15 protein-coding genes are annotated in these 14,421 nt (G+C 58.0%); all 15 read left to right on the top strand.

Annotated features, from left to right (window positions below; translation table 11 throughout):
* Positions 1-93: HvfA family oxazolone/thioamide-modified RiPP metallophore (locus BLT77_RS20685; RefSeq protein WP_483863925.1), on the top strand; the 93-nt coding region annotated here is incomplete at its 5' end.
* Positions 94-275: 182 nt separating this feature from the next.
* On the top strand, positions 276-1,106 hold the full coding sequence (locus BLT77_RS05995) for an HvfB family MNIO-type RiPP peptide maturase (RefSeq protein ID WP_245709880.1): 831 nt from the start codon (positions 276-278) through the stop codon (positions 1,104-1,106).
* Positions 1,103-1,849 carry an HvfC family RiPP maturation protein gene (locus tag BLT77_RS05990; RefSeq protein ID WP_090363440.1) on the top strand — a complete coding sequence of 249 codons (747 nt, stop codon included), beginning with the start codon at positions 1,103-1,105 and terminating at the stop codon, positions 1,847-1,849. The genes BLT77_RS05995 and BLT77_RS05990 overlap by 4 nt, the downstream gene beginning before the upstream one ends.
* 160 nt (positions 1,850-2,009) lie before the next feature.
* Positions 2,010-2,405: a response regulator gene (locus BLT77_RS05985; protein WP_090363437.1), complete on the top strand. Its 396-nt coding sequence runs from the start codon at positions 2,010-2,012 to the stop codon at positions 2,403-2,405.
* Positions 2,406-2,524: 119 nt separating this feature from the next.
* Entirely contained in the window at positions 2,525-3,070 is a 546-nt protein-coding gene (gene apt / locus BLT77_RS05980; RefSeq protein WP_090363498.1) for an adenine phosphoribosyltransferase, read from the top strand.
* Between the two features lie 112 nt (positions 3,071-3,182).
* Positions 3,183-5,486, top strand: coding sequence for a DNA polymerase III subunit gamma/tau (gene dnaX, locus BLT77_RS05975; protein ID WP_090363435.1), 2,304 nt, complete (start codon positions 3,183-3,185; stop codon positions 5,484-5,486).
* Positions 5,487-5,595: 109 nt separating this feature from the next.
* The gene (locus BLT77_RS05970; RefSeq protein WP_028113789.1) at positions 5,596-5,925 is read left to right on the top strand and encodes a YbaB/EbfC family nucleoid-associated protein; all 330 of its coding nucleotides are present in this window, start codon (positions 5,596-5,598) and stop codon (positions 5,923-5,925) included.
* Positions 5,925-6,524: a recombination mediator RecR gene (gene recR, locus BLT77_RS05965; protein WP_090363431.1), complete on the top strand. Its 600-nt coding sequence runs from the start codon at positions 5,925-5,927 to the stop codon at positions 6,522-6,524. The genes BLT77_RS05970 and recR overlap by 1 nt, the downstream gene beginning before the upstream one ends.
* A gap of 150 nt (positions 6,525-6,674) precedes the next feature.
* Positions 6,675-7,505, top strand: a complete 831-nt coding sequence (locus BLT77_RS05960; protein ID WP_090363430.1) for a hypothetical protein — start codon at positions 6,675-6,677, stop codon at positions 7,503-7,505.
* Between the two features lie 89 nt (positions 7,506-7,594).
* The gene (gene htpG / locus BLT77_RS05955; protein ID WP_090363428.1) at positions 7,595-9,502 is read left to right on the top strand and encodes a molecular chaperone HtpG; all 1,908 of its coding nucleotides are present in this window, start codon (positions 7,595-7,597) and stop codon (positions 9,500-9,502) included.
* A 53-nt stretch (positions 9,503-9,555) separates the two neighbouring features.
* On the top strand, positions 9,556-10,404 hold the full coding sequence (locus BLT77_RS05950; protein ID WP_090363426.1) for a tetratricopeptide repeat protein: 849 nt from the start codon (positions 9,556-9,558) through the stop codon (positions 10,402-10,404).
* Positions 10,405-10,651: 247 nt separating this feature from the next.
* Positions 10,652-11,296 carry an adenylate kinase gene (gene adk, locus BLT77_RS05945; protein ID WP_090363424.1) on the top strand — a complete coding sequence of 215 codons (645 nt, stop codon included), beginning with the start codon at positions 10,652-10,654 and terminating at the stop codon, positions 11,294-11,296.
* A gap of 165 nt (positions 11,297-11,461) precedes the next feature.
* Positions 11,462-12,448: a ferrochelatase gene (hemH, locus tag BLT77_RS05940; protein WP_090363422.1), complete on the top strand. Its 987-nt coding sequence runs from the start codon at positions 11,462-11,464 to the stop codon at positions 12,446-12,448.
* A gap of 144 nt (positions 12,449-12,592) precedes the next feature.
* Positions 12,593-13,894: an inosine/guanosine kinase gene (locus BLT77_RS05935; protein ID WP_090363420.1), complete on the top strand. Its 1,302-nt coding sequence runs from the start codon at positions 12,593-12,595 to the stop codon at positions 13,892-13,894.
* Positions 13,895-14,125: 231 nt separating this feature from the next.
* Positions 14,126-14,320 (top strand): hypothetical protein, encoded by a 195-nt coding sequence (locus BLT77_RS19995; protein ID WP_143026573.1) that lies wholly within the window; start codon positions 14,126-14,128, stop codon positions 14,318-14,320.
* Positions 14,321-14,421 lie beyond the last annotated feature (101 nt).

The following is a 14,421-nucleotide window of genomic DNA, read 5'->3' as shown; positions in this document are numbered from 1 at the left end:
GGCGAGGGTAAGTGTGGCGAAGGCAAGTGCGGCGGCGAAAAGAAAACCCGCGAAGGCAAGTGTGGTGAAGGCAAGTGCGGTGGCGCAGCCTAACTCCAGACCGGCGTTTTGACACACCGAATGGGGCTGGCGCGAGCCAGCCTCATTGTTATCACAGAACCGGAATCAGATTCATCGCCATTGGCTGTTGAAGCGCAGGCCGACTCAGCAATCTATGGCGATCAATCTCAAACAATCGTGCGGCAGTGACGCGAACAGACATGGGGAGAAAGGCGATGATCTCAGGGGCCGGGCTTGGGTTAAAGCGGGAGATGGTGGAGGAGTTTGTGACCGAGGGTCTGCCGTCGTCCATCGACTTCCTGGAGGTGGCGCCGGAGAACTGGCTTAAGGTGCCCCCCCGGCTGGCACGTAAATTCCGCTCGCTGACCGAACGGCACCCCTTTGTCTGTCACGGTTTGTCCCTGTCCATCGGTGCCCCGGCGCCGTTGGACGTCGACTTTGTGAAACAGGTGAAGCGTTTCCTCGATACCCATGGCATAGAGCTGTATTCCGAGCACCTGAGCTACTGCTCCGGCAATGCCCATATGTACGACCTGATGCCGATCCCCTTCACCGAGGAAGCGGTGGATCACGTAGCCGCCCGCATTCGCACCGTGCAGGAGATCATCGAACGACCGCTGATCATCGAGAACGTCTCCTACTACGCCGAGCCTGGGGCGGAGATGGATGAGGTGACTTTTATCAATGAGGTGCTCAGGCGGGCTGATTGCCAGTTGCTGCTGGACGTGAACAACATCTATGTGAACAGCGTCAATCACAACTACGATGCCGATGCCTTTCTGGCGGCGCTCGATGGCAGCCGCACCGCTTACTATCACGTCGCGGGGCATTATAAAGAGGCGGAGGATTTTCTGGTGGATACCCACGGAGCAGAAGTGATTGACCCGGTGTGGCGGTTGCTTAAGAAGGCCTACCAACTTCATGGGATCCATCCCACGCTGTTGGAGCGGGATTTCAATCTGCCGAAAACCTCGGAGCTGGTGCGTGAAATCGACCATATCCATGAGATAGCCGCCGAAGTAAAGGGAGTGAAACAGAGCGCATGATCGATTTTAGAGCCTTGCAGCAGCAGTTCATGGCCCACATTCGCGACCCTGAAAAGCCGGCGCCGCAGCGGGTGCCGGCCCAGCGGATGGCGGTGTACCGGGAGCTGATGCTGAACAATGTCGGCAGCTTTATTGACAGCGGGTTTCCGGTATTGAAGTCATTGTACCGTGAAGCCGACTGGCAGGCGCTGCGGCAACGCTTCTTCGCTCAACACGACAGCCACTCACCGCTGTTTGTGGACATTGCCGCCGAATTTCTGGCTTACCTGAACGGCCTGGAGCAGTTGCAGCCCCATGACCCGCCCTACCTGAAGGAGCTGGCGCATTATGAGTACCTGGAGCTGAAGCTGGATGTGATGCCTGAGGCCGACCACCAACAGCCGCTGTCGGTGCAGGACGATCTGGTCACGACACCGCTGCTGTTGAATCAGGTCGCCGAAATTGGCCAATACCGTTATCCGGTTCACTATGCGGCCGCGCACCAGTGTGAGCTGGAACCGGTTGAGACTCTGTTGCTGGTGTACCGTAATCCGGAGCTGGAGATCGCCTTTATGGTGGTCAATGCCATGACGGTGGCGCTGCTGGCCCGGCTGTCGGTGGACAGCCCGGTTACCCTGGGGGCGGTCATCAGTGCGTTGCAGCAACAATTTGACCAGTTTCCTGCCGAGGTGATTGAGCAGGGCGTGATCCAGATGCTGGGGCAGTTGGCCCGCTGTGGGGTGGTGGTCAAACCCTTGGGTTGATTTGCGACCGCCCCTGAGTCCAGGCTGAATGGGCGGTGAATTAGTTTCAATCTTAATCCGTTTTCGCCGAAATCTCTGTAGCTCCTGTGATCCTCAGCACATCACCCTTCGGTGGGGTTTCGTACCATGCGCCCAGGATAATTAAAGTTGGGTGCGATGGATGACCAAGCGAATTATGGTAGTGGATGACAACGCCGTTAGCCGGGGAAAAGTCGAGCAGGCGTTGATCGATGCCGGGTTGACGGTGATGACCGCCGAAAATGGCATGCAGGCGTTGTTACTGGCCAAAAATGAAGCCATTGACGGAGTGGTGACGGATCAGGTGATGCCGATGATGGACGGGGCGCATCTGACTCGAATGTTAAGAGAAATACCGGCTTATAAGCGGATTCCGATTATTCTGCTCACAACCGAGAACGGTCAGGCCTTTATGGAGGAGTTGGATGATTGTGGTGTGCCTGTATGGTTGGAAAAACCACTTACAGAACAAAAGTTAGCACTAATTGCGGCGGAAATGTTACATCCGTCTGTTGCAACCAAAACGAAAGCTGCTTAAGCTATAGCCGAAAAAGGTAGTAGTCATAAAGGCTCATCTGCTGAACCTTATTTCAGCAAGTGGGCTTTTTTATTGTGTTTTTGCCGCCACAATTGTGGCGAAATGGTAAAGCCGTAACCATGAACCAAGATAAACTGACGCTGATTAAAGACAGCATCAAAGCCGTACCGGATTACCCAAAGCCAGGAATCATGTTCCGTGATGTCACCTCCCTGATGGAGAGTGCCGAGGCTTTTACCGCGTCCATCGAACTGTTTACTGAAGAGTTCCGCGACGCCGGTATCACTAAAATCGTCGGTACTGAAGCTCGCGGTTTCCTGTTCGGTGCGCCTTTGGCCATCGCTCTGGGCGTGGGTTTTGTTCCGGTACGTAAGCCGGGTAAACTGCCACGCGAAACCATTGGCCAGTCATACGAACTTGAGTATGGCCAGGACACGCTGGAACTGCACATCGACGCCATCGTACCAGGTGACAAGGTGTTGGTTGTGGATGACCTGCTGGCGACCGGTGGTACCATCGAGGCAACCGTGAAGCTGATCCGCTCTCTGGGCGGCGAAGTTGACCACTCCGCTTTTGTTATCTCTCTGCCGGATCTGGGTGGTGAGAAGAAGTTGGAATCGCTGGGACTGACAATCACCAAACTCTGTGAGTTTGATGGCGATTAACAGTCTGTCAGCTAAGCCGGGTTTGATACCCGGCTTTTTTGTGCCTGCTCTCCCGTGGTAACCTCTCTGTCTTGACGAGGCGATCCGCCTCCACTGGATTACGGGAATCACCATGGCATATCAGGTTCTGGCGCGTAAGTGGCGTCCGGCCAATTTCGAGCAGGTGGTGGGGCAGCAACATGTGTTGCGTGCCCTGACCAACGCCCTTGAGCATGATCGTCTGCATCATGCCTATCTGTTTACCGGCACCCGCGGGGTGGGGAAAACCAGTATCGCCCGGCTGTTTGCCAAGGGGTTGAACTGCGAACAGGGGATCACTGCTACGCCCTGTGGTACCTGCAGCGCCTGTCAGGAGATCAGTCAGGGGCGATTTGTTGATCTGATGGAGATCGACGCAGCATCGCGCACCAAAGTCGATGATACCCGCGAAATTCTGGATAACGTCCAGTACCAACCGACCCGCGGCCGCTTCAAGGTGTACCTGATTGACGAGGTGCACATGTTGTCCCGTCACAGTTTTAATGCCCTGCTCAAGACGTTGGAAGAGCCGCCTCCGCACGTAAAATTTTTGCTGGCCACCACGGATCCACAAAAACTGCCGGTAACGGTGTTGTCCCGTTGTCTGCAGTTCAACCTGAAAAGCCTGTCCAGCGACAAAATTGCCGCTCACCTGGACACTGTCCTTAAGGCCGAAGGGGTGGAGTTTGAGCCTCAGGCACTGAACCTGTTGGCCCAGGCTGCCGATGGCAGTGTGCGTGATGCCATGAGCCTGACCGATCAGGCCATTGCCCATGGCAATGGCGGCATCACTCTGCCCGAAGTGCAGGCGATGCTGGGGACGCTGGACAGCAGTTACAGTCTTAATCTGTTGCATGCCCTGGTGGCCGGGGATCTGCAGGGCGTGATGTCGACGCTGGCCGAGATCGATCAGTTTGCGCCGGATTACGATGAGTTGCTCAAACAGTTGCTGGAGTTGCTGCACAACGTTGCCATGACCCAGTTCTCGGTGACGGCCAGTAAGCTCCAGCCCCATTCGCAGGCGCTGTTGCAGCTGGCGACCCGCTTGAGCCGGGAGCAGGTCCAGCTGTGGTACCAGATGCTGGCGGAAGGGCGTCGGGATCTGCCGCTGGCCCCGGAGCCACGCAGTGGTCTGGAGATGACACTGCTGCGTACCCTGGCGTTTTCGCCGGTGACCGAGATTGAACCTCTGGTGGCCGAGCTTCCGGTTACACCCGCCGCCCGGCCAGAGCCCCGGGTACCACAGAGCGAGCCCCAGCCAGAGTCTCGAGCGCCCCAGCCGGCACCAGCATCGGCCCCTCAGCCTGCGGTGGCGGCGCCCGCGCCGGATCGGGGTGTTGAAGTCACCGCGCCATCGCCGCAGACTCCGGGCAGTGATGACCCGCAGGTGCTGGCGGCCGAACAGCAGATGCTGATGATGCAGGCGCAACAGCTGCATGGAAATTTGGACTACGATGAGGCTGACGCACCGATGCCTGCGGCTCAACAGATGGAAGAGATGCAGGCCCAGCAGGCACTGAGCACGGCGCCGCAGGAGCCGGTTCCCGTCGAGGCGCCGCAGTCGCCGTCACCCCAAATCGCCCCGGAATCCGCTTCGCCAATGAGCCTGATGGAGCGGGCCATGGCCAACCGTGAGCGGCTGGCGACCCGGCATCAGCCGGCTGAGGACAGCCAGGCAAAAAAGCCAAGCCCCCAGGCGGGGGCTGAACCCCGAAGCCAGCGTCCCATTCCGCCCAAACCGGCCGTAAGCCAGCCACAACCCCAGGTTGCTGCTCCTGAGCCGGTTGCAGAGCCGATGCCGGCGGCCTCTGAGCCTGTCGCGGACTCGACGCCGCCCTGGGATAGTGATGAAACGCCGGTAGCGGCGTCCCAGGCCCAGGAGGTCCCCACGGCGTCTCCGGTTGCGGCTACGCCTTCGGCACCGGAACCGACACCAACTCAGCCCGAGGCTGAACCGGCCGTCGCGGCGCCGGCCCCGGTGGAGGCCGGCTTCCGTGCCCGGGAAGACGATGAGCAGTGGTACCAGGCGATCTTCGATCTGGGTGTCATGGCCCGAGCCAGGCAGTTGGCGATTAACTCGTTGATGGACAGGCAAGGAGACACCATCCGCCTGTTGCTCAAGCCTGAGCAGCGTCACTTGATGCATGAGTCTGTGGTCAGCCAGATCCGCGATAAAATGGTGGCGGTATGGCAGGCGCCCATTGAGCTTAAGATTGAGGTTGGGGAAGATCGGCAGCGGGAAACGCCGCTGGAGATTCGCCGCCGTCTGCATAAAGAGCGCCTGGCCGAGGCCAAGGTCAACCTGCTGGACGATCCTAACGTCAGTTGGATGATGGCCGAGCTGGACGCCGAGTTAATCGAAGAGTCCATCAGCTACACTCAGGCTGAGAATAAGTGATCCAGTCTGAGTTTCTGATGGGACAGGGCAAGAAATAGTATTCGCCAACGGAGCTGAATCCGTTAACATAGCCCCTTTGTGGCTCAGTAAGTAATAGAGAGAACCGAATATGTTTGGTAAAGGTGGAATGGGCAACCTGATGAAGCAGGCCCAGCAGATGCAGGAAAAGATGCAGCAGGCACAGGCTGAAATCGCCAACATGGAAGTCACCGGTGAGTCCGGCGCGGGCATGGTAAAGATCACCATGACCGGCAGCCACAGCGTGCGTCGTGTTGAGATCGATCCCTCTCTGATGGAAGACGATAAAGAGATGCTGGAAGACCTGATCGCTGCGGCCTGCAACGATGCAGCCCGCCGTGTTGAAGAGACCTCCAAAGAGAAAATGGGCGCCCTGACCGGCGGCATGAGCCTGCCTCCTGGCTTTAAAATGCCGTTCTAATGAAGTTCAGTCCACTCGTTGATGAGCTGATAAAAAGCCTTCAGTGCTTGCCGGGGGTGGGACCGCGTTCGGCGCAGAGGATGACGTTTCAGCTGCTGGAGCGGGATCGCGCCGCCGGACACAAGCTGGGTCAGGCGCTGTCCGAGGCGATGGCAGACGTTGGCCATTGCCAACGTTGCCGTACCTTTACCGAGCAGACCTTATGCCCGGTGTGCGACAACCCCAAGCGGGCCCGGTCCGGGCAGATCTGTGTGGTGGAATCGCCGGCGGATGTGCTGGCGATTGAGACCAGCGGTCAGTATGACGGTCGTTACTTTGTGTTGATGGGGCACCTGTCACCATTAGACGGCCTGGGGCCGGATGAGATCGGCCTGGATCGACTGGAGCAGCTGCTGCAGGACGAAGCGCCTCAGGAGCTGATTCTGGCCACCAACCCGACGGTCGAGGGGGATGCGACGGCTCAGTACATCGCCGACATGTGTCGGGAGTCTTCGATCCGCGTCAGCCGCATTGCCCACGGGGTTCCGGTGGGCGGGGAGTTGGAGTATGTCGATGGCACCACCTTGGCGCTGTCATTGAGCGGACGCCGGGAGCTGTAAGCTTAGGCTGTACCTGTTGTGTAAAAATCCCGCCGTCACTGGCGGGATTTTTTTTGTCTGCCTACACTGTTTGTGACACTCTGTGGATAAATGTAAAAAATTATCGTGAAGTTTGCGCCCTGAGATTAAGGCGTGTTTGGGGACGACGTTATGGATGACGATAGACTCTTCGAGCTGGTCGAGCGTACGTACGATTGTGCCGTGGATGGCCAGTGGAGTACGTTGCTGGAGCAGATCTCTCCCACCTTTGGCAACTCAAAAGTCTTGCTGTCCAGCGCCCGTCAAAACGGACAGGGGCTGCATATGTTGTGCGGCACCCACGGCATTGATGACCTGGCGTTCCAGTATCTGGAACAGATCGAATGTGATCCCTGTTACCAGAAGGCGAGGGCCCTGCCGGACACCAGCATCTGCATGGACATGAGCCTGCGGCAAAAGCTGGAGCTGAGTCCGGTGAAGAAGTGGTACACCGAGATGGAAGCGGATTTTGCTATCAGCCAGGTGTTTCACGCCAGCTTTAGCCGGGCGGTGTTTACCATGAACCGGCCAGCCCGGTACCGGCAATACACGGTTCAGGAGCAGCAGGCCTTCGGGGTGCTGTCGGATCACATGAAAATGGCGATGAAGTCGGCGCTGAGCATCGCCGACCTGGTTCATGAACGCCTGAGCCAATGGCAATCGAATCACATCGATAACGACAGCGCGCTGGCCATTGTCCGCCGTGACCGCAGCCCGGTGTACATGAGTGCGGCGATGGAGCGGATGGTGGAGTCCTGTGGCCCGTTTTGCTGGAGCCGGGGGCGTCTGCAGCTGCAGGATGGGTGGCATGACTGCCGTTTGCTGAAGGCGCATGAGCAGGCCATTAATGGCGCCGTGTGTTCGCGTCTGGGCACCTCGATTGCCGTCGGTAGCCAGAGACTGCAGGTGGTGCCGCTGTCGCGGGCTGTCTATGAAAACGCCAGTCTGTGGTTGATCTCCTAATTTCTTACTGGAATTGCTTGAATTCGCTCTGGTCGTCCCCATCTGATTGTTAGACGACATTGAACGAGCGAACTCTAGGAGAACAACGAATGTCCGTGCAACAGGAAACCCATGGCTTTCAGACGGAAGTCTCTCAGCTGCTGAAGCTGATGACCCACTCTCTGTATTCCAACAAGGAAATCTTCTTGCGCGAGCTGGTGTCCAACGCCGCCGACGCCGCCGATAAACTGCGCTACAAGGCCCTGTCCGATGCCGGCCTCTATGACGGCGACGGTGAACTCAAGGTGCGCCTGAGCGTTGATACCACCGCCGGCACCCTGACCATCAGTGACAATGGCATCGGCATGAGCCGGGATGAGGTGATTGAGCACCTCGGCACCATCGCCAAGTCCGGCACCGCAGACTTCTTCTCCCAATTGTCCGGCGATTCTGCCAAAGATTCCCAGCTAATCGGACAGTTCGGGGTGGGCTTCTACTCCGCCTTTATCGTCGCCGACAAGGTGACCGTACGCTCCCGCGGCGCGTCACAAGCCGTCAGTGACGGGGTGGAGTGGCAATCCCGGGGTGAAGGTGACTTTACCGTAGCCACCATCGACAAGCCTCAACGGGGCACCGACATCATCCTGCATCTTCGCGATGATGAAAAAGAGTTTCTGGACGGCCAGCGCCTGCAGTCGATCATCGGCAAATACTCCGATCACATCTCCATTCCGGTAGAGATGTGGCAGGACGGGGAGCCAGAGCGTGAGCAGGACGGCGAAACCATTGCCGCCACCGAGGGCCAGTGGCAGGCGGTCAATAAGGCCACCGCGCTGTGGACCCGCGGTAAGTCTGATATCTCCGAGCAGGAGTACCAGGAGTTCTACAAGCACATCGCCCATGATTTTGAAGACCCGCTGGCCTGGGTGCACAACAAGGTGGAGGGGAAGCAGGAGTACACCTCACTGTTGTACATCCCGTCACGGGCGCCGTTTGATATGTTCAACCGCGATCGTCAGCACGGCCTGAAGCTGTATGTGCAGCGGGTGTTCATCATGGACGACGCCGAGCAGTTTATGCCGCAGTACCTGCGTTTTGTCCGCGGCTTGCTCGACTCCAACGATCTGCCACTGAACGTGTCCCGCGAGATCCTGCAGGACAACAAGGTGACCCAGAGTCTGCGCAGCGCCATGACCAAGCGGGTACTGACCATGCTGGAGCGGATGGCCAAGAACGACGCCGACAAGTACCAGAAGTTCTGGAACGAGTTTGGCAACGTCCTGAAAGAGGGACCGGCAGAGGACTACAGCAACCGCGAAGCGGTCGCCAAGCTGCTGCGTTTTGCCTCCACCCATACCGACAGCGATGCCCAGACCGTGTCTCTGACCGACTACCTGGAGCGGGCCAAAGAGGGGCAGGACAAGATCTACTACATCGTGGCCGACAGCTATCAGGCGGCCAAGAACAGCCCGCATCTGGAGCTGTTGCGCAAGAAAGGCATCGAAGTGCTGTTGATGTCCGAGCGCATCGACGAGTGGCTGATGAACCACCTGACCGAGTTTGATGGTAAGCAGTTTATCTCCGTGACCCAGGGGGATCTGCAACTGGGCGACTCCGAGGAGGAGAAAGCCGAGCTGGAGAAAGCCACTCAGGAGCACGAAGGCCTGCTGAGCCGTTTCAAAGACGCTCTGGGTGATAAGGTGAAAGAGGTGAAACTGTCTCAACGCCTGACCGACTCCCCCTCCTGCATCGTGACCTCTGAGCACGACATGTCGAGCCAGATGGTGAAGATGATGAAGGCGATGGGCCAGCCGGTGCCGGAGGTAAAACCGGTATTTGAGCTTAATATGGAGCACCCTCTGGTCGCTAAGTTAGAGCAGGAGCAGGATGAGGCTCGCTTTGGTAAGTGGGCTGAGCTGCTGTTGTCCCAGGCGATGTTGGCCGAGCGCGGCAGTCTGGAAGACCCGTCCGAGTTCGTCACTCAGCTGAACAGCCTGTGGTTGGAACTTTCCAAATAACCGATATTGTCAGTCACAGCCGGAGCCTCGCTCCGGCCATTTAGGACCCGTACATGGAAGCATCCATCATCGAAGCGAATGCCCAAAATATTCAGCAACTGGTTGAGGCGTCTCAGAGCCGGCCGGTGGTGCTGAATTTCTTCTCCCGTCAGGCTCCTGAGTGTGACCCCACTAACGCCAGGCTGACTCAGTTGGCCAATGAGCGACAGGGGCAGTTTGTGCTGGCCAACGTCGATTGCGATGCGCAGATGGAGCTGGCCCAGTATTTCCGCATTCAGGCCTTGCCAACGGTGCTGGTGCTGAATCAGGGCCAGACGGTGGACGGATTTGCCGGGCCTCAACCCGATGCCATGGTGGATCAACTGCTGGAGAAATACCTGCCGAAGCTGTGGCAACTCAAGTTGGAGCAGGCGCGGCAGTTGATGGCGCAGCAGCAGTTTGCCGAGGCACTGCCGCTGCTGCGTGAGGCCCAGCTGGAAGAGGACAACGGACCGGTGAAGCTGGCCCTGGCCGAGACCTATCTGCAACTGGGACGGGCATCGGACGCCGAGCCGCTGCTGGCAACGGTGGCCCTGGCGGATCAGGATGGCCACTACACCTCGTTGATGGCGCAGCTGGAGTTGGCGCTGGAAGCGGCGGATACCCCGGAAATTCGGGCTTTGCAGGCCAAGCTGGATGCCAACCCGGATGATGTGGATACCGTTGTGGCCCTGGCGGTCGCCTTCAATCAGGCGGGTCGGCAGGAGGAGGCGCTGTCTTCTCTGTTTGTGATTTTGAAGCGGGATATGAGCGTTGCCGATGGCGAGGCGCGCAAAGTGTTTATGGACATCGTCAATGCCCTGGGGCAGGGCGATCCCATTGCCAACCAATATCGCAGAAAGCTGTATAGCTTATTGTATTAATGGCATGAAAACGCCATGCTGTGACAAGCCGGTGGTTCACCGGCTTGTCTGTTTTTAGCGCCATTGCCCACTTACCTGCCACTGAGATAAGCGACCGTAAAGGTATAAAACTCAATCATTTTCTCCTGTTAGTGCCAGAATCAGTCCTGAATTAACCGAAAGTCTACCTTAACGGCCCTTCACATCTCGTCAAGGCTGTGCCAAGATCGCCGGATCAGAGGTAAACGAAATTAAGAGAGGACAGTCAATGCGCATTATCCTGTTGGGAGCGCCGGGCGCCGGTAAGGGAACTCAAGCCCAGTTTATGATGGAGAAATACGGAATTCCGCAGATCTCCACCGGTGACATGCTGCGAGCCGCCATCAAGGCGGGTACGCCACTGGGTCTGGAAGCCAAGAAGGTGATGGACGCCGGTCAGCTGGTTTCTGATGAGATCATCATCGGTCTGGTGAAGGAGCGTATCGCTCAGGACGATTGTGCAAAAGGCTTCCTTTTGGATGGTTTCCCACGCACTCTGCCTCAAGCGGATGCAATGAAAGAAAATGGCGTGTCCGTGGATCACGTGGTTGAGATCGATGTGGCTGACGAAGAGATCGTCAAGCGCATGAGTGGCCGCCGTGTTCACCCGGGTTCTGGCCGTGTGTATCACGTGGTGTACAACCCGCCGAAAGCCGAAGGCAAGGACGATGTGACCGGCGAAGACCTGGTTATCCGTGCCGACGATGAAGAGACCACCGTGCGCAAGCGCCTGGCGGTGTACCATGAGCAGACCAAGCCTCTGGTGGATTACTACCAGGATGCCGCTAAAGCGGGTCTGAACAAGTACCATCGCCTGGACGGTACCGAAGCGGTTGCCGACGTGTCCGCCAAGATTGCCGACCTGTTGGCCTGATGAGCTGCAGTCGCTGTCGACTGGGGTCGACTGCGAAGTGTGATTAAGATAAAAAGCCCGCTCTAGCGGGCTTTTTTTGTTATATATGAGAGTGATAATCTGAACGGAATCGAATGCCTTTCGTATAACAGCGAACCCACTCTCAGTTTGATGGACATCAGGGATATGCAAAACACCAAGACCGGCGTGCTGCTGGTTAACCTTGGAACACCCGAGGCCCCGACCGCCCCCGCCGTGCGTGCTTTCTTGAAGCAATTTCTCAGTGATCCCCGCGTAGTCGATCTGCCACGCTGGCAATGGCTGCCCATTCTCAATGGCATTGTGCTGCGGTTTCGGCCGAAGAAGGTCGCCAAGGCCTATCAGTCAGTGTGGCAGGAGGGGGGCTCGCCGTTGATGGTGATCTCCCGTGAGCAGCAGCAGGCGCTGCAGGCGCGACTGCAGCAGGATGTTGGGCAATCGGTGCCGGTAGCACTGGGGATGACCTATGGCGCGCCTTCGATGCGCCAGGGGCTGGATGAGTTGCTCGAGCAGGGCTGCGACAAGGTGGTGCTGCTGCCGCTGTTTCCGCAGTACTCCTGTTCCACCTCCGGCGCCGCATTTGACGCCATTGCCAGCGAGTTTGCCGGCATGCGGACCTTCCCCCACCTGCGGATGGTGCGCGACTATCATGACAATCCCGCCTACATCGATGCCCTCGCCAACAGCATTCAGAGCCACTGGAATCAGCACGGTCGCGGCCAGAAGCTGTTGATGTCCTTCCACGGGGTGCCGAAACGCTTCGTTCAGGAGGGGGACATCTATCAGTCCCAGTGTCTGCGCACCGGCGAACTGGTGGCGGCCAGACTGGGCTTGTCCGAAGGGCAGTGGATGGTGTGTTTCCAGAGCCGTTTCGGTAAAGAGGAGTGGCTGACGCCCTATACCGACGAAACGTTGGAAGCCTTGCCGCAGCAGGGAGTGAAGTCCATCGACATCATTACCCCCGCCTTCTCGGTGGACTGCCTGGAAACCCTGGAGGAGATCGCCATCGAAGGCAAGAGCGAGTTTCTGGCCGCCGGCGGCGAGGCCTATCACTTTATTCCCTGCCTGAATGCGGAGCCTGATCACATCGCGATGATGAGCGAGCTGGTTCAGAAGGAGATGCAGAACTGGTAATTGCCACGGTCAACTGCTAGAATCGCCCGCCATTCCGGGGCGCACTTTGCGCTTCGGATTCGGGCAGTCCTGCCAGGGCGCGCGTAGGCGCGAGGCGGGGTCTACACTGCATGGATGTTTCGCTATCAGCACGGTTGACGCGCAATGAAATTCCCTGGCCAACGCAAGTCTAAGCACTACTTTCCGGTAGATGCTCGGGACCCCCTTACCAATGAACTGAACCCGGTTATTCGTCCCAAACATACCCACATCACCGGTATCGACCAGACTCTGGTGGACATTGAGGCCAAGGTAGACGACGACTTTATCGCTCGTCATGGTTTGCGAAAGGGCAACTCGATGCTGATCGACGACGCCACCGCCCACGCCCTGTATGACGAGCTTAAGCAGCGTGCGCTGATCTCCAATGAATTTGCCGGTGGCACCATCGGCAACACCCTGCACAACTACTCCACCCTGGCCGACGACCGTTCGGTGCTGTTCGGGGTGATGAGTCGCAACATTCTTATTGGCAGTTACGCCTACCGTTATCTGTGCAACACCTCTTCACGGGTCGACCTGGATCACCTGGAGCCGGTGGAAGGGCCGATTGGTCGCTGCTTTACGCTGATCTCGGACTGTGGTGAGCGCACCTTTGCCATCTCCAAAGGGGCCATGGATAAGCTGACTCCGGAGTACATCGATGAGACTCTGGTCCAGTCCGGTGCGGCTCTGGTGCTGACCGCCTACCTGATGCGAGCCGGTGGCGACCCCATCACCGATGCGGCCATGGCCGCCATCGATTATGCCAAGTCGGCCGGGGTACCTGTGGTACTGACCCTGGGAACCCGCTTCCTGATTGAGGAAGATCCGCAGTGGTGGCAATCCTTCATCAATGAGCACGTCACGGTGCTGGCGATGAATGAGGAAGAGGCGGAAGCGCTGACCGGCGAAAATGACATTCTGCTGGCGTGTGAAAAGGCGTTGGACTGGTGTGATCTGGTGCTGTGCACCGCCGGGCCGGCGGGACTCTATATGGCTGGTTACACCAGCGAAGAGACCAAGCGCGAAACCTCGCACACCCTGCTGCCGGGTTCGATCCCGGAGTTCAACCACTATGAGTTCTCACGCCCGATGCGTAAGAGCGACTGCGCCGAGCCGCTGAAGGTGTTCTCCCACATTGCGCCGTTTATGGGCGGACCGGAGAAGATTCGCAACACCAACGGCGCCGGTGACGGCGCCCTGTCGGCCCTGCTGCATGACATGGCGGCCAACTTCTACCACAGAACCAACCTGCCGACCTCCAGCAAACACCGCTTTGATGGCCTGTGCTACTCCTCGTTTGCCCAGATCTGTAAGTACGCTAACCGGGTCAGCTACGAAGTGCTGGCCCAGCACTCTCCGCGTTTGTCCCGGGCACTGCCCGAGCGGGAAGACAGCCTGGAAGAGGCGTACTGGGAGCGGTAATCGCGCAGCCCTGCCCCCACAGGTTGAGATTGACATAATGACGCCCCAAGCCATGCTTGGGGCGTTTTTTTTATGGTCATTGGGTTATGACAAGCTGGATCATATTTTTGCTGCCTGGCTGTCATACTCACTGGCGATAATGCCCGGCGTGTTTCAACGGCATCGGGCAATTCTATGGACGGACGGGCATTTTTCAGGCTATTGGCCAGGCGGGGGATTCCCTGCTCTTCATTGGCGCTAACCACGCAGACCCGTTTAAGTCACCTGTATGGCCTGCGCCAGGCTCGCCGTATTCCCGGTTATTATCTCAACGCGCTGTACCGCCATTATGGCCATCAGTTGACCCGGGAGGATCGGACCACCCTGACGCCGTTGGTGTCGGCACCCCGGTGGATGCCGCCGTGCTCAAAGGCCGGCAACCCCTGACCGCCATTGCGTGTTTTTTTAGCCGCGACCGGGTTCTCAGAACCGGGGCCTGAGTCCTGTCGCTGGTGATTTTTTGTTATAATCCAGATCGTGATTATTGC

Source organism: Ferrimonas sediminum (assembly GCF_900100175.1).
GTDB lineage: Bacteria > Pseudomonadota > Gammaproteobacteria > Enterobacterales > Shewanellaceae > Ferrimonas > Ferrimonas sediminum.
The sequence above is the reverse complement of the archived record's forward strand: the minus strand, read 5'-3'. Positions and strand labels throughout refer to the sequence as shown.

Excerpts from the sequence above, each read along its gene's own strand:
- BLT77_RS05995 (WP_245709880.1), top strand. The coding sequence starts at position 276 with ATGATCTCAGGGGCCGGGCTTGGGTTAAAGCGGGAGATGGTGGAGGAG.
- BLT77_RS05990 (WP_090363440.1), top strand. The coding sequence starts at position 1,103 with ATGATCGATTTTAGAGCCTTGCAGCAGCAGTTCATGGCCCACATTCGC.
- BLT77_RS05985 (WP_090363437.1), top strand. The coding sequence starts at position 2,010 with ATGACCAAGCGAATTATGGTAGTGGATGACAACGCCGTTAGCCGGGGA.
- apt (WP_090363498.1), top strand. The coding sequence starts at position 2,525 with ATGAACCAAGATAAACTGACGCTGATTAAAGACAGCATCAAAGCCGTA.
- dnaX (WP_090363435.1), top strand. The coding sequence starts at position 3,183 with ATGGCATATCAGGTTCTGGCGCGTAAGTGGCGTCCGGCCAATTTCGAG.
- BLT77_RS05970 (WP_028113789.1), top strand. The coding sequence starts at position 5,596 with ATGTTTGGTAAAGGTGGAATGGGCAACCTGATGAAGCAGGCCCAGCAG.
- recR (WP_090363431.1), top strand. The coding sequence starts at position 5,925 with ATGAAGTTCAGTCCACTCGTTGATGAGCTGATAAAAAGCCTTCAGTGC.
- BLT77_RS05960 (WP_090363430.1), top strand. The coding sequence starts at position 6,675 with ATGGATGACGATAGACTCTTCGAGCTGGTCGAGCGTACGTACGATTGT.
- htpG (WP_090363428.1), top strand. The coding sequence starts at position 7,595 with ATGTCCGTGCAACAGGAAACCCATGGCTTTCAGACGGAAGTCTCTCAG.
- BLT77_RS05950 (WP_090363426.1), top strand. The coding sequence starts at position 9,556 with ATGGAAGCATCCATCATCGAAGCGAATGCCCAAAATATTCAGCAACTG.
- adk (WP_090363424.1), top strand. The coding sequence starts at position 10,652 with ATGCGCATTATCCTGTTGGGAGCGCCGGGCGCCGGTAAGGGAACTCAA.
- hemH (WP_090363422.1), top strand. The coding sequence starts at position 11,462 with ATGCAAAACACCAAGACCGGCGTGCTGCTGGTTAACCTTGGAACACCC.
- BLT77_RS05935 (WP_090363420.1), top strand. The coding sequence starts at position 12,593 with ATGAAATTCCCTGGCCAACGCAAGTCTAAGCACTACTTTCCGGTAGAT.